Consider the following 17,081-nt stretch of genomic DNA (forward strand, 5'->3'; position numbering starts at 1 on the left):
TGGCGCCTTTTTATCGCCGAGTTATCGCTCTGCGACATCTCGTCACGGCACACAGATTGCCGACGCCCATCACCGAGGAAGAACCCGAAGCAATCGTCCCCCGGCATCAGGACACAAGTCCAATTGCCGCTCTGCCGCCGGTTAAAATGCGCGAGGATTCAACCCTTTGGGATACCAGTCTGCGCTGATTCCTAGCCTAACGCACACCCATGGACGCGCCCGATGAAGGGCTGCTAAGGCCAAGGGCGGGCGCTGATCACCATAAACAACCGCTTTAAGCGGGTTGCTTCGTCAACTTTAGGCAATTTTCAACCCAGAGGCGAGTTCTGATTAAGATTTGGATCAGAATTGGGCCGCTATACCTGTGGGAACTCGCTGAGAAGATCCCCCCGATGACGCATCACCTTCCGTTTCGCCTGACGGCTCGCATTGTCGCGCTTGGCTATCTTGCCATCGGCATCGCCTATATTGCGCTGAGTGACCATTTGCTGTGGCTCTTCGCCGGCGACTTTGCGATCTATTCCACCCTCCAGACCGGCAAGGGCTGGGCCTATATCGCGGTGACCGCAGTGGCGCTGTGGGCCGTTCTTCGCTCCGCCTGGCGCGAACGGGACGTCATGCTGGCCCGCGCCCTTCAATCCGAGGAACGGATGCGCCTTGCCCTGAACGCGGCGAACGGCAGCACCTGGCATGCCAGCGTCGCGGCGGACGGGCGCATCTACGTCAGCACCGAGGGCCCGTTCGAGGCGCAATATGCCATGGTGGGCCTGCAGAACCTGCCGGTGCAGAACGACCTGCGCGCCCAGATCCATCCAGAGGATCTGCCCGGCTTCGAAGCCGCCGTCGCCGCGCTGTACAGCGAGACGGACCAGCTGGAATGCGAGGCGCGGATGCTGCGCGACAATGGCGACTGGCTGTGGATCCTCGTGCGCGGCTATGTCTCGCGCCGCGATGCGCAGGGTGTGCCCAGCCAGATCAGCGGCATCGCGCTGGATGTCTCGGCCCCGAAAGAGCGGGAGACGACGCTGGCCGATGTGAACACCCGGCTGCGGCAGACGCTGGGGGCGCTGCGGGCCTCGCAGCAGCGGTTGAAGGACATCGGCTCGGCTTCGACCGATTGGTTCTGGGAAATCGACAAGACGCATCGTTACACCTTCCTGTCGGATTCCTTCGAGCGCATGACCGGCCGTCGCCGCGCCACCCTGCTGCGCCGCCCCTGCGACGAACTTGCCGCAGTCTCGACCCCGGCGCCCGACGGCCCCGGCTGGGACGGGTTGCGACAGGTGATCGAGGCCCGCCAACCGATCGAGGGGTTCGTGTACCGTTTGCCCTCCCCCACGCCGGAGCGCCCGGATATCTGGGTGCGGACAAGCGGCCTGCCGTTCTATGGTGAAGATGGCGGCTATCTGGGCTATCGCGGCGTCAGCTCCGACGTGACCCATCTCTACAACGCCAAGGAACAGGCCGAGGCCGCGAACCACGCCAAATCGCAGTTCCTCGCCACCATGAGCCATGAGATCCGCACGCCGCTGAATGGCATCCTCGGGATGGCGGACCTTTTGTCCGAAGACCTGCATGACCCCGGCCAGCGCGAGATGGTCGCGGCGATCCGCGATTCCGGCGACATGTTGTTGTCGGTGCTGAACGGCGTTCTGGACCTCGCCAAGGTCGAGGCCGGGCAGCTGACGCTGGAGGAGGTGCCGTTCCGCCTGCGCGATGTCGCCCGGCAGACCGAGGCGCTGCATGGCCTCAGGGCACGGGCCAAGGGGCTGACCTTCCGGCTGGATTGCGACGGCGTCGGGCTGGAACGGCGGCGCGGCGATCCGTTCCGGCTGGCGCAGGTCATCGGCAACCTGATCGACAACGCCATCAAGTTCACCGACGACGGCGCCATCACCGTCACCCTGACGGAAGAGGCCGGGGATCGCGTGGCGATCAGCGTCTCGGACACCGGTCTGGGCATGACCGAAGCCGCGCAGGCACGGGTGTTCAACGCCTTCGAGCAAGCCGATGGCGGCACCGCGCGGCGCTATGGCGGGACCGGACTGGGATTGGCGATCTGCAAGGAGATCGTCGAGAAGATGGGCGGCGCCATCACGCTCGACAGTCGCCCCGGCGAAGGCAGCACCCTGACGGTGACGCTGCCCCTGCCCCGCTGCACGGCGCCCTTGGATCAGGATCTGGCCGACGCGCCGGGGCCTCCCTCGGCTTTGGCCGGACGGCGGGTTCTGGTAGCCGATGACAATCGCACCAACCGCATCCTGCTGGAGCGGATGCTGGGCGGAATGGGCCTCGTGCCGACCTTGGTCGAGGATGGTCAGGCCGCGCTCGATCACTATGACCCCGAGGTCTTCGATGCCGTGCTGCTGGACATCTCGATGCCCGGCATGAACGGCCTTGAAGCGCTGCGCCGCATCCGGTCCCTGACCGCTGACGCGCCGCCGATTCCGATCATCGCCGTCACCGCGAATGCGATGCATCATCAGGTCCGCGAGTATCTGGAGGCCGGTTTCGATGCCTGCCTGTCAAAGCCGTTCCGCAAGGCGGATTTCATCACGACATTGGGCGCCTTGATGTCCCTGCGCAGGGAAAACGCTGCCTGACCAAAGCGTTACGGACACGCAGCCTGAATGGACAGCGCTGTCAGCTTTCGGGTTGCACTGTCGGTTTGCCTGTGAAATGTGTCGCTTATGGCTAACGACCGCCAAAAGCCCGTTTCCGACACCGGGACCTACCTTTGCCCTGCGCCGCTGCGCCGGGGCAAGTTGCGTCCTCCCTGTGATCGCTGAAACGACGACCGCTCTCTGCGCCCTGCGCAGCTGAGGGGTCCCTTGGATCTGGCTGATCCGACAATACCTTGAAAGGACTACTTATGCGTACGCTTGCTACGTTCGCGGCCTTTGGCGCCGCGGGCTTCATGGCCACGTCGGCTGCCGCCCAGGACAACGCCCAATGCGGCGAGATCTCCATCGCGCAGATGGGCTGGGCCTCGGCCGAGGTGATCACCGAAGTCGCACAGTTCCTGCTGGAACAGGGCTATGGCTGCGACGTCACGCTGGTCAACTCGGACACCATCCCCGCCATCACCTCGGTCGCCGAGAACGGTGAGCCGGATGTGGTGACGGACCTGTGGCTGAACTCGGCCGGCGATGCCTATCGCCGTCTCGAGGAAGCCGGCACCATGGTGCGGCTGGCCAATGTGCTGCAGCCGGGCGGCGTCGAGGGCTGGTGGATCCCCACCGCGCTGGCCGAAGAGCACCCCGAGCTGACCACGATCGAAGGCATCCTCGCCAACCCCGAGCTGGTCGGCGGGCGCTTCAACAATTGCCCGGACGGCTGGGGCTGCCGCGTGGTGTCGGACAACCTCGCCGCCGCGCTGGATCTTGAAGGCCATGGCATCGAGGTGTTCAACCACGGCTCGGGCGAGACGCTGGCGACCTCTATGGGCGCTGCGGCCACGGATGGTGAGCCGTGGTTCGGCTATTACTGGGCGCCGACCGTGCCGCTGGGCATGTACGACATGACCCGGGTCGAGCTGGGCGATTACGACGCCGACGCCTTCGCCGAGCTGCAGAACCCGAATGCAGAGAACCCGCAGGTATCGGAATTCCCGGACGCGCCGATCCTGACCTCGGTCACCGCCAGCTTCGTCGAAGAGCATCCGGCCGAGGCCGAGTTCTTCTCGAAGATGGTGTTCCAGACCGACGTGATGAGCGCGCTTCTGGCTTGGCGCAACGAGAACACCGCCTCGGCCGCCGAGACCGCCGTCTACTACCTGTCGACCTATCCTGAGGAATGGTCGGCCTGGCTGAACGACGCGGCGCGCGAGAACCTCTCGGCGCTGCTGGAAGCCCAGTAACCCACAGGGGCCCGGCGGGGTTCAACCCTGCCGCAAAGATCGGACGGCGCCGGACCCCCGGCGCCGTTCCTTGCTGACAGACGAAAGGACGGGCCGGGCGCCCGAGGATGGCATGGCAACATACGACGGATTTTTCGACAGCCTCGGGCTGCGCGACTGGTGCGACGCCGGGGCGCAGGACGGGCCGATGTCGATGGCGGATCTCCTGGCGAGGGCGCAGGGCGGCTCGACCGAGGCCGCCGCGGATGCGGGCTCGCTCTGGGATCTGCCCTTCCCCTCGCTGGATGCGCTGGCCGCCTCCTGCCCGGCGATCCCCCGTTCCCGCGACCTGACCGTCGGGTTGGAGACCGGCTTCCTCGGCATTCGCGACGCGTTGCGGGTGGTGGTGGACCCGGTCACGCAACCCCTCAGCTGGATGCTGCGCGAGATGCTGTGGGTGATGACCGCCACGCCGTGGTGGCTGATGATCCCGATCCTGCTGCTGATCACCTGGGCGGTCGGCCGGTCGTGGAAGGTGGTCGGGCTGGTTGCCCTGTTCATCGGCCTGCTGGCCTTCGTCGACCATTATCAGGCGGCGATGGAGACTCTGGCGATCATCTTTGTCTGCGCCTTTATCTGTGTCTTGTTCGGGGTGCCGATCGGCATCGCCATGTCGCGGTCGGACCGGATGCAGAATTTCGTCACGCCGATCCTCGACATGCTGCAGACCCTACCGCCCTTCGTCTATCTGATCCCGCTGATCTTCCTGTTCTCGGTCACCGAGCCCAAGCTCTACGGCATCGCCGTGATCCTCTATGCCATCGTGCCGGTTGTCCGGCTGACGAACCTCGGCATCCGGCTGGTCGACAAGGACGTGATTGAGGCCGCCGATGCCTTCGGCATGACCAAGACGCAAAAGCTGTTCGGCGTGCAGATCCCGCTGGCCCTGCCCAACATCATGGCCGGGGTGAACCAGACGATCATGATGTCACTGGCAATGGTGGTGATTGCCTCGATGGTCGCGGCGCCGGGTCTGGGGATCCTCGTGCTGCGCGGCATCCGCAATCTGGAACTGGGCACCGGGCTGGTCGCGGGCTTCGGCATCGTGCTGCTGGCGATCCTTTTGGACCGCGTGACCAAGGCCGCGCTGGCCCGCATCGACGCCAGCGCGTCCAACCGCTGAGGAGAGAAACATGACAACCGATAAACCCGTCAAGGTCTCGATCCGCCATCTGTACAAGATCTTCGGCCCCGAGCCCGAGGCCGCCATGACCAAGGTGCGTGAGGGGATGGGCAAGCCCGAGCTTCTGAAGACCACCCGCCATGTGCTGGGCCTGCGCGACATCAACGTCGACATGCGCGAGGGGCAGATCACCGTCATCATGGGCCTGTCCGGCTCGGGCAAGTCGACGCTGATCCGCCACCTGAATCGGCTGATCGAACCGACGGCGGGCGAGGTGCTGGTCGATGGCGAGAACATCCTGACCTGGCCTGAAGGCAAGCTGCGCCAGTTGCGGCGCGAGACGATGTCGATGGTGTTCCAGAAGTTCGCGCTTCTGCCGCATCGCACGGTGCTGGAGAATGCCGGGACTGCGCTGGCGACGCGGGGCGTCAAACGCCGCGACTGGGAGCCCGAAGCGAAGACATGGCTCAAGCGCGTGGGGCTTGGCGGCAACGGCCATCAATATCCGCACGAATTGTCCGGCGGGATGCAGCAACGGGTGGGGATCGCGCGGGCGCTGACCTCGAACTCCGGGATCATGCTGATGGACGAGGCGTTCTCGGCGCTGGATCCGCTCATTCGGACCGACATGCAGGACCTGCTGCTGGAGCTGCAGGAGGAGCTGCACAAGACCATCGTCTTCATCACCCACGATCTGGATGAGGCGCTGAAGCTGGCGGATCATCTGGTGATCCTGAAGGATGGCGAGGTCGTGCAGCAGGGCGAGCCGCAGCACATCCTGCTGAATCCGTCCGATCCCTACATCGAGGACTTCGTGGCCGACATCAACCGCGCCCGCGTGTTGCGGGTCCGCTCGGTCATGCAGGCCGGTCCGGCGGAGGGAACCTTTGCGGGCGACATTGCGCCTGACGACAACCTCGAGAGTGTCATCGCCGCCGCCAAGGGCGCGCTGGAGCCCCGGTTCCGGGTCGTTCGCAAGGGCGAGGTGCTTGGCACGCTGGAGATGGCCACGGTGATGCGGGCATTGGTGCCGCGCGGCAGCCGTCAGGCGGCAGAGTGAAGCAGCGGGGCGGTCCTGTATCAGGGACGCCCCTTTTCCCGTTCGCCAGCGACCGGCGACACGACAGCGGCGCTGTATGACGGCCACGCAACAAGGCCGGACATCCAAATGGGTGGGCACGTCGGCGGGACCGGAGCAAACTCGGAAGCACTCATACAAACCAGTCCCGATCCGCCAACGCGCCCGGTAGACAGCCTGTATCTGCGTCGAAGCGGGTGGGGGCCCGCCGGATCATCCCAAGGTCGACATCTTCGGGGGGCGGCTCTCCCCCCAGCTTCTCAGATAGGATCTGTTTACCATTTCCGCTTGGCGCCTGCAACGCGACACCTTGTCCGGAACGCTGAGTTTCCGCATCGGGAACAAAGGCCTAGCGTAGCGCGGCCGCCCTCATCGCGACCTCGGCCACGTCCTTGCTGGTGGCCAAGGCGCCTCCAACAAGGGCTTCAAGATCGACCCAGCGTGCCTCCAGCGCATCATCCGCGGCCACCGGCTCGCCGGAGACCCATTGGCAGACCACGGCGATCAGGACGTAGTGAAAGCGCAATTGCCCGGCGTCATCGGAATCCAGCGCATCGAGGGCGGTCAGGACCTCAGGCGCCCGCGCCTGCACGCCGGTTTCCTCGGCCAGCTCACGCAGGGCCGCCGCGCCGAGGGTTTCGCCGGGCTCGAGCCGGCCGCCGGGAAAGCCCCAAAGTCCGGCATCGGGCGGGTTCGCGCGGCGCACCAGAAGCACCTGTCCGGCGCGCAGGACGACGGCCAGAACGGCAGGAACGGGTTGGACGGAGGGGCGCGACATGGGGCCTCGGGGCGTTGTGGTCGCGGCAGCCTAGCCGCCGGGCCGGGCGGGGTGAAGGCCCCCTCCCCCTTGCGTCCCGCGCCGTTTGCCCGCACAACCCGCCCCGTAGCCAGCCTTCGGTCAGCCAACATCCCTCGCTTGAAGGTGCCGCATGCTCAGCCAGTTCTTCGCCTATTACCGCCCGCATATGCGCCTGTTCTGGCTGGATTTCGGCTGTGCCGTGATCTCGGGCCTGTTGGAGCTGGCCTTTCCGCTGGCCATAGCCGGTTTCATCGACCACCTGTTGCCGCGCGGCGAATTCGGCCTGACGATGTGGGCCGCCGTCGCGCTGGTGGTGGTCTATCTGGTCAATGCCGGGCTGATGGCGGTGGTGATCTACTGGGGCCACAAGCTGGGCATCAACATCGAGACCGAGATGCGCGCCCGCGCCTTCGAGCATCTGACCCGCCTGAACTGGGGCTGGTTCGACAAGGCCGAGACCGGCAAGCTGGTCGCCCGCGTGACCCGCGACCTTGAGGAAATCGGCGAGGTTGCCCACCATGGCCCCGAGGATCTGTTCATCGCCATCATGACCTTCGCCGGCGCCTTCGCGCTGATGCTCTGGCTGCATGTGCCGCTGGCGCTGATGACCGCGGTGATCGTGCCGGTGATGGTGCTGCTGCTGGCGGTCTACGGCGGGCGCATGACCACGGCCTGGCAGGAGATCTATGGCCGCGTCGGGCAGTTCAACGTCCGGCTGGAAGAGACGCTGGGCGGTATCCGCGTCGTTCAGGCCTTCACCAACGAGGGGCACGAGCGCGCCCTCTTCGCCCGCGCCAACGACGGCTACCGCGCGACGAAGCTGACCGCCTATCGCATCATGGCCTATGCGACGACGCTGCATTACATGGGCCTGCGTTTGGTGCAGGTGGTGGTGATGGTGGCGGGCGCGGCCTTCGTGTTTGGCGGATCGTTGTCGACGGGCAGCTTCGTGGCCTTCCTGCTGCTGGTCGGCGTGTTCTTCCGCCCGCTGGAGAAGATCGCCGCCGTGGTCGAGACCTATCCCCGGGGCATCGCAGGCTTCCAACGCTTTCAGGCGCTGCTGGCCGAACGGCCCGGCATCGCCGACGCGCCGGACGCCCGCCCTGCCCCGGCCTTCAACGGGCGGATCGAGTTCGACGATGTGGCCTTCGCCTATGACGGCGCGCAGGGTGTGCTGCACGGTGTTTCGCTGACCATCGAGCCGGGGCAGACCGTGGCGCTGGTCGGCCCCTCGGGCGCGGGCAAGAGCACCCTGATGGCCCTGTTGCCGCGCTTCTATGCCCCGACGGCCGGAGCCGTGCGGATCGACGGCACGCCGGTCGAGGCGTTCACGCTGGAAAGCCTGCGCCGTCAGGTCGGCCTCGTGTCGCAAGATGTGTTCCTGTTCGGCGGCACCCTGCGTGAGAACATCGCCTATGGCCGCCTCGATGCCACCGAGGCCGAGATCCTGCACGCCGTGGAACAGGCCCAGCTGTCCGAGCTGGTCGCCCGTCTGCCCGAGGGGCTGGAGACCATGGTGGGTGAGCGCGGCGTGATGCTCTCGGGTGGCCAGAAGCAGCGCGTGGCGATTGCCCGCGTCTTCCTGCGCGACCCGCCGATCCTTCTGCTGGACGAGGCGACCTCGGCCCTCGATCGCGGGACCGAGCGCAAGGTGCAGGCGGCGTTGGATGCGCTGTCGCGGGGGCGGACGACACTGGTGATCGCCCACCGTTTGCAGACCATCCGCCATGCCGACCGCATCGTCGTCCTCAACGAAGGGCGCATCGTCGAGAGCGGTCGCCACGAGGAACTGGTCGAGCGCGAGGCCGATTATTTCGCGATGATGGACTGAGAGCGGGCGTTACGCGGCCAGCATCTGCTCGCGCCAAGCGGCGGGGGTGGTGCCGGTCTGGCTGCGGAACACGCGGGTGAAATGCGCCTGATCCGAGAAGCCGGTGGCCACCGCGATCTCGACCAGAGGGTCCTCGGTGTCGCGCAGCATCACCTTGGCCCGGTCGATCCGCTTGCGGGCGATGATGCGCGCCGGCGTCTCACCCAGGGCGGCGCGGAAGGCGCGGGCGAACCAGCTTTCGGACAGGCCGGCGGCCTCGGCCAGCTCGGCAATGGTGATCCGGCGGTGCAGGTTCTCGTCGATGACGCGCAGCACCTGCCGCTGCTGGCGCAGGGTGAAGCCGCGCGCATTCGGGCAGGTCGCGCAGGGGCTGGAAGGGGCCGCGCTGCCCGCCTGCCGAAAATAGCCCAGCATCGCCTTGACCAATGCATCCAGCAGCAACGGATCGCAGCGTTGCATGGTGATCTCGGACAGGATCAACGCGGCCAGATGTTCGATCCCCGGATGGCTGTCCAGCAGGACAGGCGTTTGCGGCAGGGTGGCCTGCTCGGCCCGGTCCGGCACCAGCGCGGCGAGCGAGAAGTGCAGATCCAGATGGCTGAAGGTCCCGTCGGCATGCATGTGGCTCCAGATCGGCACGCCCGCCGGGACATAAGCCAGACGCGCGTGCCCCGGCTGTTCGGCGCAGGCCGACAGGCCGATGGGCGGCGCGGGTTCGAGGAACACGACCATGCGCGGATCGGGCGAGACATAGAACCCATGCCCGCCCTTCTGCCCGCTGGCCTGCCAATGGTCCGCCATCGCGCCCGGCCAACTGAGCCAGCGCACGTCGGCGACGGCGCGGATGTCTTCAATGAAGGCCTGCATCGAGGGGAGGAACATGGGAATCGCCCGAAATCGCGGTTTCTGGCTGGTTTCCCTGGCTGGCGGGCAAAATACCGCACCCGGCGGGCGGGTCAACCGTCGCCGCGCGGCGAAAGCGCCGCGAGACGGCGGTTTCGTTCCATCCGGGACAGTTCTGAGCAATACAGGCCCGCCCCTCGCGCCGTAAGGCGGCCCCCGACATCACGCAAATGACAGGTTGGGAGAACAGGGATGCGCGCGAACCGGCTGATGGGCCTTCTGGGCAGCACGGCGCTGATGGGGCTGGTGGCCGCCCCCCTTTCGGCACAGGAGACCGAGGATTTCCAGTATCTCGGGCAACTGCGCTTCTCGATTCTGGGGGCCGAGCCGATCTCGGATCAGGTCGATCCCCTGACCCTGACCGGCGTGCTGACGCCGACGCCGCTGACCGAGGTGCCGCAGTCGATCTCGGTCGTCTCGTCCGAGCAGATCGCCCGCCGCAACCTCGGGAAGCTGGACGAGGCGCTGCAATACACCGCCGGCGTTCAGGCCGCGCCCTATGCCTATGATTCCGACACCAACTGGGTCTTCCTGCGCGGCTATGACGCGACACAGACCGGGATGTTCATGGATGGCTCGCAGCTGCTGTCCTATGGCTTCGGCAGCTTCTACATCGATCCCTTCCTCGTCGAGCGGGTCGAGGTGCTGCGCGGGCCGTCGTCGATGGTCTACGGCTCCTCGAACCCCGGCGGCGTGGTGAATTTCGTCAGCCGCCTGCCCACCGATACCGAAGGCACCGTGACCGAGATCGGCGCCACCTCGCAGGGGCGCGCCTGGGTCAGCGTCGACAGCAACCGTCACCTCGACGAGAACACCGCCCTGCGCTTTGGCGCCCGCGTCCAGCGCACCGACGGCTACGGCATGTTCGCGCCCGGCACCACCGCGCTGGCCTTCGCCGCCGTGACCCATCGGTTCGAGAATGGCGGCACGCTGACCGTCGCCGCGAATTACACCGATATGGACGAGACCCATGTTGGCGGGACCTGGCTGCCCTACGAGGGGACGGTCGTGGACGCGCCTTTCGGCCGGTTCGGCGAATATTTCAACACCGGCGAGCCGGGCTTCGACAGCTATGACCGCCAGCAGGCGATGGTCACGGCGATCTGGCGGCAGGACATTGCGGATGGCTGGACGCTGAACAACACCTTCCGCTGGGGCCGGGCGCATGTGCGCGAACAGATGGTCTATGCCTATGGCTATGCCGGCTATTCGCTGACGCCCACCGATCCCGACGGGACCCTCAGCCGTCTGGTCTTTGCCCATGACAGCCTGACCACGGTGCTGTCCAACGACCTGCATGTCACCGGCCAGTTCGCCACCGGCGAGGTCGATCACACACTGGTCGCGGGCCTCGATGCGCGCCGGTACCAGCTGGATCAGGTGCAGGCCTCGGCCACGGGCACCGGCCTGACCTCGGTCGATCCGATCTACGGCGCGCCGCAGCCCGCGCCCGTGCCCTATCTGGATCAGGAGATCACGCAGCAGCAGGTCGGCCTTTATCTGCAGGACCAGATGCGCTTCGGCGAGGGCTGGATGCTGACGATGAACGGCCGCTACGACTGGGTCAGCACGACCTCGACCCGCGATGCGGCGACGGGGGTGGCCGGGGTCGACCGCTCGGATCGTGAGTTCTCGTGGCGGCTGGGCCTGTCGCGCCAGATCGGGGCCTTCACGCCCTATGCGACGCTGGGCACCTATTTCAATCCGCAGATCGTCGCCAATCCCGCCGGCAACGCGATCGTGCCGGAATCGGGCCATCAGGCCGAGATCGGCCTGCGCTGGTCGCCCGATGACAGCACCCTGTTCTCGATTGCCGCCTTCGACATCCGGCGTGAGAACGTGAGCCTTGACCAATACGACTGGGCGATCGGCAGCTATTACTACTACCAGATCGGCGAAATCCGCTCGCGCGGGGTGGAGCTGGAGTATCGCGGCCGCCTAAGTGACAGCCTGACGCTGGAAGCCTCGGCCACGCTGCTCGATGCCGAGATCCTCGCCGACCTGAACCCGGCCATCGTCGGCAACACGCCGATGACCGTGGCCGAGACGCAGGCCTCGCTGATGCTGATCTGGCAACCGGCCTCCATCGACGGGCTGACCCTGAGTGGCGGCCTGCGCTACACCGGCGCCAGCTGGGTCGACAACGAGAACTCGGCCCGCGTTCCCGGCCGCACGCTGGTGGACCTTGGCGCGCGCTATGATTTCGAGGGCGGCTGGTCGGCCAACATGTTCATCACGAACCTGCTGGATCGCGATTATGTGGCCTCGTGCAACAGCGCCTATTGGTGCTATCAGGGCGAAGGCCGCAACGTCAGCCTGACGCTGACCCGCAGCTTCTGATCCTTCGCGCCAGCCGGGGCCCCGCGCCCCATGCCAGCCTGCGAGACCCGGCGCCGTCATGGGCCGGGTCTGCGCCGTCCTGTCCCCTCGGTTCGCCGGAGCCCCCGATGCAGGCCCCCGTTGCCAGTCTGACCGTGACCGCCAGCCAGCGGCTTGGCCCCGCAATGATGCGGGTGTTTCTGCGTGTCACGACGGGCCGGCTGGCCTCGACGGGATTTGCCGACGAATACCTGCGGCTGTGGCTGCCCGGCGCCGATCCTGCCGCACTGGCGGGCTCGGCTGTGGTGAGCCTGCGGCAGTTCGATCCACTCTCGGGCGATCTGGCGGTCGATGTGGTGCTGAAATCCTCGGGCGCGCTGTCCAACTGGGCCAAGGGCGCCGAAGCCGGCCAGCAGCTGCACGCCGGGGCGCTCACCGGGCATCACACCCCGCATGGCGGTCTGCGCTGGCAATGGCTGATCTGCGACGAGGCCGGTCTACCCGCCGCCGCCCGCATCCTTGACGAGACACCGCCGCACGTCCCCACCACCCTGATCGCGGAAATCGCCCATCCCGCGCATCGGCTGGACCTGACCGCATCGGTGCAGGACTGGCGCATCGGCGGCAATGGCCGCGCCCCCGGTGGTCTGGCCGCGCGGGTCAGGGCCCGGCCTCTGCCTGAAGGCCCCGGCTTTATCTGGGTCGCGGCCGAGCAGAAAACCGTCCGCGCCATCCGCCGCCATCTGCGCAGCGCGCTGGATCTGCCGCCCGCTGCCTATGCCTGCGTCGCCTATTGGATCGACCGGGCCGAGGCCTGGAAGACCGCCTATGCCGCACTCGATGCCGAGACCCGCGCGCGGATCGACGCGCTCTGGTCCTCAGGGCACGAGGCCGAGGAAATCCGCGACCGCGTCGATGCCCTGCTGGAGGCGCGGGGACTATGAGCCGCGCCCTCCCCTTCCGTACCGTCGTCCTGTTGGCGAGCCTGACCTTGATCGCGGCCTTCGCGGCCAACCTGTTGCTGGGCGACCGGGTGATCGCCCCGGCCGAGGCCTGGCGCGCCCTCACGGCGCCCGATGGTTCGGAGACGCAGCTGATCCTGCGCGCGATCCGTCTGCCGCGCAGCCTGATGGCAATCGAGGTCGGCGCGGCACTGGCGCTGTCCGGGGCCTTGATGCAGGCGCTGACCCGCAACCCGCTGGCCGATCCCGGCCTGTTCGGCATCAACGCCGGCGCCGGGTTCCTGATCCTGTTGGCAACGAGCCTGTTCGGATTGTCCGGCCTCTCTGGCCTGATCTGGTTCGCGTTGGCCGGGGCGGCGCTGGGGGCCGCGGCGGGATGGCTGGTCTCCAGCGCCCCGGGCCGCGAGGCCGGTTCCGTCACGCTGACCCTGTCCGGCATCGCCGTCGCCGCGGTGCTGACCGGGCTGTCGACGGCGCTGGCCCTGTGGGACCCCGCGGCCTTCGACCGCCTTCGGCACTGGAGCGCCGGAACGCTGGGCGGCGCCAGTCTGGCCTCGGTCCGGTTCGCCCTGCCGTTTCTGCTGCTGGGCCTGATGCTGGCGGCCGGCAGCGCGCGGGCGCTGAATGCCCTCGCCCTCGGCGATGCGCTGGCGCAATCCCTCGGTGCGCATCTGTGGCGGCTGCGGGCGGGCGGTCTGCTGGCGATCCTGCTGCTGGCCGGAACCGCCACCGCCATCGCCGGGCCAGTGGCCTTCGTCGGATTGGTGGCGCCGCATCTGGTGCGCCGGGTGAGCGGGCCGGACATGCCCCGGCTGCTGCTGGGCTGCGCACTGGTCGGGCCGGTGCTGGTGCTGTTGGCCGATCTGGCGGGCCGAATGATCCTGCCGATGGGCGAGGTGCCGGTCTCCATCGTCACCGCCTTCCTCGGCGCGCCCTTCCTGATCCTGCTGGCACGGGGGCGATTGGCATGAGCCGCCCCCTCCCCCTTCTGGCCCTGAGCCTCGCCCTGCCCGTAGTCGCACTTCTGGCGCTGGCGCAGGGCGATTACCCGGTCTCGCTGCCCGAGCTTCTCGGCGCGCTCGCCGGGCGATCCGAAGGGCCGGTGCACCTCGTGGTCATCGACTGGCGCCTGCCGCGCGTGGGTCTTGCCCTGACAGCCGGCGCCGCGCTGGGGCTGGCGGGCGCCTTGTTCCAGTCGATCACCCGAAACCCCTTGGGCAGTCCCGATGTCATCGGCCTGAACGCGGGCGCCTATACCGGGGCGCTGCTGGCGCTGATCCTCGGCGGGGGGCAGGTGCTGAGCGGCGCGCTGCTGGGCGGCTTGGTCACGGCGCTGGCCGTCTACCTGCTGGCATGGCGCGGCGGTCTGCACGGGACGCGGCTGGTGCTGGTCGGCATCGGGGTCAGCGCCATGGCGACGGCGGCGAACACCTGGCTGCTGATGACCGCGCGGTTGGAGGTGGCGATGGGCGCGGCGACATGGGGCGCGGGCAGCCTCAACGGCGCGACGCTGGCGCAGTTGGGACCGATGGCACTGGCGCTGCCCGTGCTGGCGCTTGGCGTGACCCTACTGGCCCGTCCATTGCGGCAGTTGGAGCTCGGCGATGACCTGTCCCGCGCGCAGGGCGTGCCGGTGGCCTTGGTGCGTCTTTGCGGGCTGGGGCTTGGCGTGGTGCTGACCGCGCTGGCCACTGCAACGGCCGGGCCGATCGCCTTCGTCGCCCTTGCCGCACCGCAGATCGGCCGTCGGCTGACCGGCGCGTCGGGCGCGGCCTTCCTGCCCGCCGCGCTGACCGGGGCGCTGCTGCTGGCGCTGGCGGATCTCGTGGCCGCGCAGGGGCTGCCCGGCGCGCGGCAGATCCCCGTGGGGGTCGTCACCTTGGTGTTGGGCGGGGTCTACCTGCTGGCCCTTCTCAGACTGGAGGCCCGGAAATGACCGACACCCCGCTGATCGCCGAGGGCCTTGTGCTGGGCTATGATGGCAAGACGGTCCTGCACGACCTGTCCCTGCGCCTGCCGGGCGGGCAGTTCACCGCCATCGTCGGGCCCAATGCCTGCGGGAAATCCACCCTGCTGCGCGCGCTGGCGCGGCTGCTGACGCCGCACCGGGGCCGCGTCCTGCTCCACGGTCAACCGCTGGAGCGGATCGCGCCGCGACAGATGGCTCGGCAGGTGGCGCTGCTGCCGCAAAACCCGATCGCACCCGATGGGATCACCGTGCGTGACCTCGTGGCGCGCGGCCGCTATCCGCATCAGACGCTGCTGCGCCCGGCCTCGGCCGGGGATGCGACGGCGGTCGAACAGGCTATGGCGCGGCTGCAGATCACCGATCTGGCGACACGGCGGATGGCGGACCTCTCGGGCGGGCAACGCCAGCGGGTGTGGATCGCCATGGTCCTCGCGCAGGACACGCAGGTGATCCTGCTGGACGAGCCGACCACATGGCTGGACATCGCCCATCAGGTGGAGCTGATGACCCTGCTGGCGCAGCTTGCGCGGGAGGGGCGGACCATCGTGGCTGTCCTGCACGAGCTGAACCACGCCTTCCGCTATGCCGACCACCTCGTGGCGCTGCGCGACGGGCGCCTGATGGCCGAGGGCGCGCCGAGCCAGACCGTGACCCCCGCCCTGATCGAGGCGGTGTTTGACCTGCCCTGCGTGATCACCCCTGATCCGCTGACCGGCGCACCGATGGTGGTCCCGCATGCGTAGCCTGTTGCTCGCCCTGATGACCTTTCTCGCCTCGCCCGCGCTGGCGGACTTCCCGCTGCGCCTTCCCCACGGCTTGGGGACCTTGGCGCTGGAGGCCCCGCCCGAGAGGGTGTTGCCGCTGGGCTGGATCACCCCCGACGTGCTGGTCGCGCTGGGAATGCAGCCCGTCGCCCTGCCCCGTCAGAGCTGGGGCGGCGATGCCAACGGGTTGATGCCTTGGATGACCGAGGCGCTGGACGCCCGAGGCTGGCCCGTGCCGCCCTTGGTCGACGATGGCTACCTGTCCTTCGAGGCGCTGCTCACCCATCACCCCGATGCGATCCTCGCGCCGATGAGCGGGATCACCCCGCGAGACTATGCCCGGTTAAGCCAGATCGCCCCGACGCTGGGCTGGACCGGCGCGCCCTGGACCGGCAGCTGGCAAGGCGTGACGCGGCAGCTGGGCGACGTGCTGGGCCGGCCCGCGCAGGCCGAGGCGCTGATCGCCCGAACCGAGGAACGCCTCGCCGCCGCCGCCCGGCCAGACTTCGCCGGGCTGACTTTCCTCATCGGCTCGGGCAATCCCTCGGCCGGGACGATCAGCCTGCACCGGGGCGACGACCCAAGGGTGCAACTGCTGGAGGCGTTGGGCCTGACGTTGGCCCCGGATCTGGCCGAGGCACCCGGCGCGGGGTTTCAGGTCACGCTGGGGTTCGAGGCCCTATCACGACTGGACGCCGACCTGCTGATCCTGTGGCAATCGGGGCCCGAGGAACTGGCCGACCTCTCCGCCCATCCGGTCTTTGCCGCCTTCGGCCCGGTCGCGCGTGGCTGCGTCTTGCCGTTGCTGGACCGGGGGTCCGTCATGGCCACCTCGGCCCCCTCGCCCCTGTCGATCCCTTGGGCGCTGGACCGGCTTGTCCCCGCGCTGACCAATCTGCTGGCCGCCCATCCGGCCTGCCGCTGAGATCAAAGGTTCAGCGCCATCCCGGTCTTGACCGCGTCCATGGCGACGTAGGTGCGGAACTTGCGCACATTGCCGCCGGCGAAGAAGCAACGGCGGGTGAAATCCTCGTAGCTCGCCATGCTGTCGGTGACGACGACCAGCGTGAAATCCGCCTCGCCAATGACGTAGAAGCATTGCTGCACCTCGGGCGCCTCGCGGAACAGGCTTTTCATGCGGTCGATGTCTTCGGGCGTCTCGCTGACCAGCTCCACCTGCACGAAGATCGTCAGCGGCAGCCCGACCTTGGCCGGATCCAGCCGCGCGACATTGGCGGCAATCACACCCTCGGCCTCCATCCGCCGGCTGCGCCGCTGGACCGAGGGCGCGGAAAGGTTCACCGCCTCGCCGATCAACCTATGCGGGGTGCTGTTGTCCTGCTGCAGGATGCGTAGGATGGCGAGATCGAAGGAATCGAGCGGGGTCATGTGCAAGAAACTTGCACGAACCGAGGGTAAATGCAGCGCCTTTTTC

At 67.7% G+C, this 17,081-nt stretch carries 14 protein-coding genes; 11 read left to right on the forward strand and 3 right to left on the reverse strand.

Features of this window, described 5'->3' with window-relative positions; all coding sequences use genetic code 11:
- The first annotated feature begins 392 nt into the window (after window positions 1-392).
- The 4 genes from BCY78_RS04590 to BCY78_RS04605 all read left to right on the forward strand — a co-directional run bounded on the left by BCY78_RS04590 (window position 393) and on the right by BCY78_RS04605 (window position 6,081).
- The gene (locus BCY78_RS04590; protein ID WP_068298476.1) at window positions 393-2,603 is read left to right on the forward strand and encodes an ATP-binding protein; all 2,211 of its coding nucleotides are present in this window, start codon (window positions 393-395) and stop codon (window positions 2,601-2,603) included.
- A gap of 314 nt (window positions 2,604-2,917) precedes the next feature.
- Complete coding sequence (locus tag BCY78_RS04595) at window positions 2,918-3,859, forward strand: glycine betaine ABC transporter substrate-binding protein (protein ID WP_233499347.1); 942 nt, start codon at window positions 2,918-2,920, stop codon at window positions 3,857-3,859.
- 112 nt (window positions 3,860-3,971) lie between these two features.
- Window positions 3,972-5,021, forward strand: a complete 1,050-nt coding sequence (locus BCY78_RS04600) for a proline/glycine betaine ABC transporter permease (protein WP_068298481.1) — start codon at window positions 3,972-3,974, stop codon at window positions 5,019-5,021.
- A 10-nt stretch (window positions 5,022-5,031) separates the two neighbouring features.
- Complete coding sequence (locus tag BCY78_RS04605; protein WP_068298483.1) at window positions 5,032-6,081, forward strand: glycine betaine/L-proline ABC transporter ATP-binding protein; 1,050 nt, start codon at window positions 5,032-5,034, stop codon at window positions 6,079-6,081.
- A gap of 367 nt (window positions 6,082-6,448) precedes the next feature.
- On the opposite strand, the gene BCY78_RS04610 is transcribed toward BCY78_RS04605, so the two are convergent.
- Window positions 6,449-6,877, reverse strand: coding sequence for an NUDIX hydrolase (locus tag BCY78_RS04610; protein ID WP_068298486.1), 429 nt, complete (start codon window positions 6,875-6,877; stop codon window positions 6,449-6,451).
- Window positions 6,878-7,028: 151 nt separating this feature from the next.
- On the opposite strand from BCY78_RS04610, the gene BCY78_RS04615 reads away from it, so the two are divergent.
- Window positions 7,029-8,729: an ABC transporter ATP-binding protein gene (locus BCY78_RS04615; protein WP_068298489.1), complete on the forward strand. Its 1,701-nt coding sequence runs from the start codon at window positions 7,029-7,031 to the stop codon at window positions 8,727-8,729.
- Window positions 8,730-8,738: 9 nt separating this feature from the next.
- Here the strand turns inward: BCY78_RS04615 and BCY78_RS04620 are convergent, their stop codons facing one another.
- The gene (locus BCY78_RS04620) at window positions 8,739-9,611 is read right to left on the reverse strand and encodes an AraC family transcriptional regulator (RefSeq protein WP_068298490.1); all 873 of its coding nucleotides are present in this window, start codon (window positions 9,609-9,611) and stop codon (window positions 8,739-8,741) included.
- A gap of 213 nt (window positions 9,612-9,824) precedes the next feature.
- Between BCY78_RS04620 and BCY78_RS04625 the strand changes: the two genes are divergently transcribed.
- From BCY78_RS04625 to BCY78_RS04650, 6 genes are all read left to right on the forward strand, one after another.
- On the forward strand, window positions 9,825-11,972 hold the full coding sequence (locus BCY78_RS04625; RefSeq protein ID WP_083194818.1) for a TonB-dependent siderophore receptor: 2,148 nt from the start codon (window positions 9,825-9,827) through the stop codon (window positions 11,970-11,972).
- 107 nt (window positions 11,973-12,079) lie between these two features.
- On the forward strand, window positions 12,080-12,895 hold the full coding sequence (locus BCY78_RS04630; protein ID WP_068298492.1) for a siderophore-interacting protein: 816 nt from the start codon (window positions 12,080-12,082) through the stop codon (window positions 12,893-12,895).
- The gene (locus BCY78_RS04635) at window positions 12,892-13,884 is read left to right on the forward strand and encodes an iron ABC transporter permease (RefSeq protein WP_068298499.1); all 993 of its coding nucleotides are present in this window, start codon (window positions 12,892-12,894) and stop codon (window positions 13,882-13,884) included. The genes BCY78_RS04630 and BCY78_RS04635 overlap by 4 nt, the downstream gene beginning before the upstream one ends.
- Complete coding sequence (locus BCY78_RS04640) at window positions 13,881-14,849, forward strand: iron chelate uptake ABC transporter family permease subunit (RefSeq protein ID WP_068298502.1); 969 nt, start codon at window positions 13,881-13,883, stop codon at window positions 14,847-14,849. Before BCY78_RS04635 ends, BCY78_RS04640 begins: the two co-directional genes overlap by 4 nt.
- Window positions 14,846-15,625: an ABC transporter ATP-binding protein gene (locus BCY78_RS04645; protein WP_068298504.1), complete on the forward strand. Its 780-nt coding sequence runs from the start codon at window positions 14,846-14,848 to the stop codon at window positions 15,623-15,625. Before BCY78_RS04640 ends, BCY78_RS04645 begins: the two co-directional genes overlap by 4 nt.
- Window positions 15,618-16,571, forward strand: a complete 954-nt coding sequence (locus BCY78_RS04650; RefSeq protein WP_068298505.1) for an ABC transporter substrate-binding protein — start codon at window positions 15,618-15,620, stop codon at window positions 16,569-16,571. The genes BCY78_RS04645 and BCY78_RS04650 overlap by 8 nt, the downstream gene beginning before the upstream one ends.
- Window positions 16,572-16,573: 2 nt before the next feature.
- Here the strand turns inward: BCY78_RS04650 and BCY78_RS04655 are convergent, their stop codons facing one another.
- Window positions 16,574-17,035, reverse strand: a complete 462-nt coding sequence (locus tag BCY78_RS04655) for an Lrp/AsnC family transcriptional regulator (RefSeq protein WP_068298506.1) — start codon at window positions 17,033-17,035, stop codon at window positions 16,574-16,576.
- Between the last annotated feature and the right edge of the window lie 46 nt (window positions 17,036-17,081).

Origin of the sequence: Pararhodobacter sp. CCB-MM2 (assembly GCF_001691415.1) — a bacterium.
Lineage (GTDB): Bacteria > Pseudomonadota > Alphaproteobacteria > Rhodobacterales > Rhodobacteraceae > Pararhodobacter.

Excerpts from the sequence above, each read along its gene's own strand:
- BCY78_RS04590 (WP_068298476.1), top strand. The coding sequence starts at position 393 with ATGACGCATCACCTTCCGTTTCGCCTGACGGCTCGCATTGTCGCGCTT.
- BCY78_RS04650 (WP_068298505.1), top strand. The coding sequence starts at position 15,618 with ATGCGTAGCCTGTTGCTCGCCCTGATGACCTTTCTCGCCTCGCCCGCG.
- BCY78_RS04625 (WP_083194818.1), top strand. The coding sequence starts at position 9,825 with ATGCGCGCGAACCGGCTGATGGGCCTTCTGGGCAGCACGGCGCTGATG.
- BCY78_RS04600 (WP_068298481.1), top strand. The coding sequence starts at position 3,972 with ATGGCAACATACGACGGATTTTTCGACAGCCTCGGGCTGCGCGACTGG.
- BCY78_RS04630 (WP_068298492.1), top strand. The coding sequence starts at position 12,080 with ATGCAGGCCCCCGTTGCCAGTCTGACCGTGACCGCCAGCCAGCGGCTT.
- BCY78_RS04655 (WP_068298506.1), bottom strand. The coding sequence starts at position 17,035 with ATGACCCCGCTCGATTCCTTCGATCTCGCCATCCTACGCATCCTGCAG.
- BCY78_RS04595 (WP_233499347.1), top strand. The coding sequence starts at position 2,918 with ATGGCCACGTCGGCTGCCGCCCAGGACAACGCCCAATGCGGCGAGATC.
- BCY78_RS04615 (WP_068298489.1), top strand. The coding sequence starts at position 7,029 with ATGCTCAGCCAGTTCTTCGCCTATTACCGCCCGCATATGCGCCTGTTC.
- BCY78_RS04605 (WP_068298483.1), top strand. The coding sequence starts at position 5,032 with ATGACAACCGATAAACCCGTCAAGGTCTCGATCCGCCATCTGTACAAG.
- BCY78_RS04620 (WP_068298490.1), bottom strand. The coding sequence starts at position 9,611 with ATGTTCCTCCCCTCGATGCAGGCCTTCATTGAAGACATCCGCGCCGTC.
- BCY78_RS04635 (WP_068298499.1), top strand. The coding sequence starts at position 12,892 with ATGAGCCGCGCCCTCCCCTTCCGTACCGTCGTCCTGTTGGCGAGCCTG.
- BCY78_RS04640 (WP_068298502.1), top strand. The coding sequence starts at position 13,881 with ATGAGCCGCCCCCTCCCCCTTCTGGCCCTGAGCCTCGCCCTGCCCGTA.
- BCY78_RS04610 (WP_068298486.1), bottom strand. The coding sequence starts at position 6,877 with ATGTCGCGCCCCTCCGTCCAACCCGTTCCTGCCGTTCTGGCCGTCGTC.
- BCY78_RS04645 (WP_068298504.1), top strand. The coding sequence starts at position 14,846 with ATGACCGACACCCCGCTGATCGCCGAGGGCCTTGTGCTGGGCTATGAT.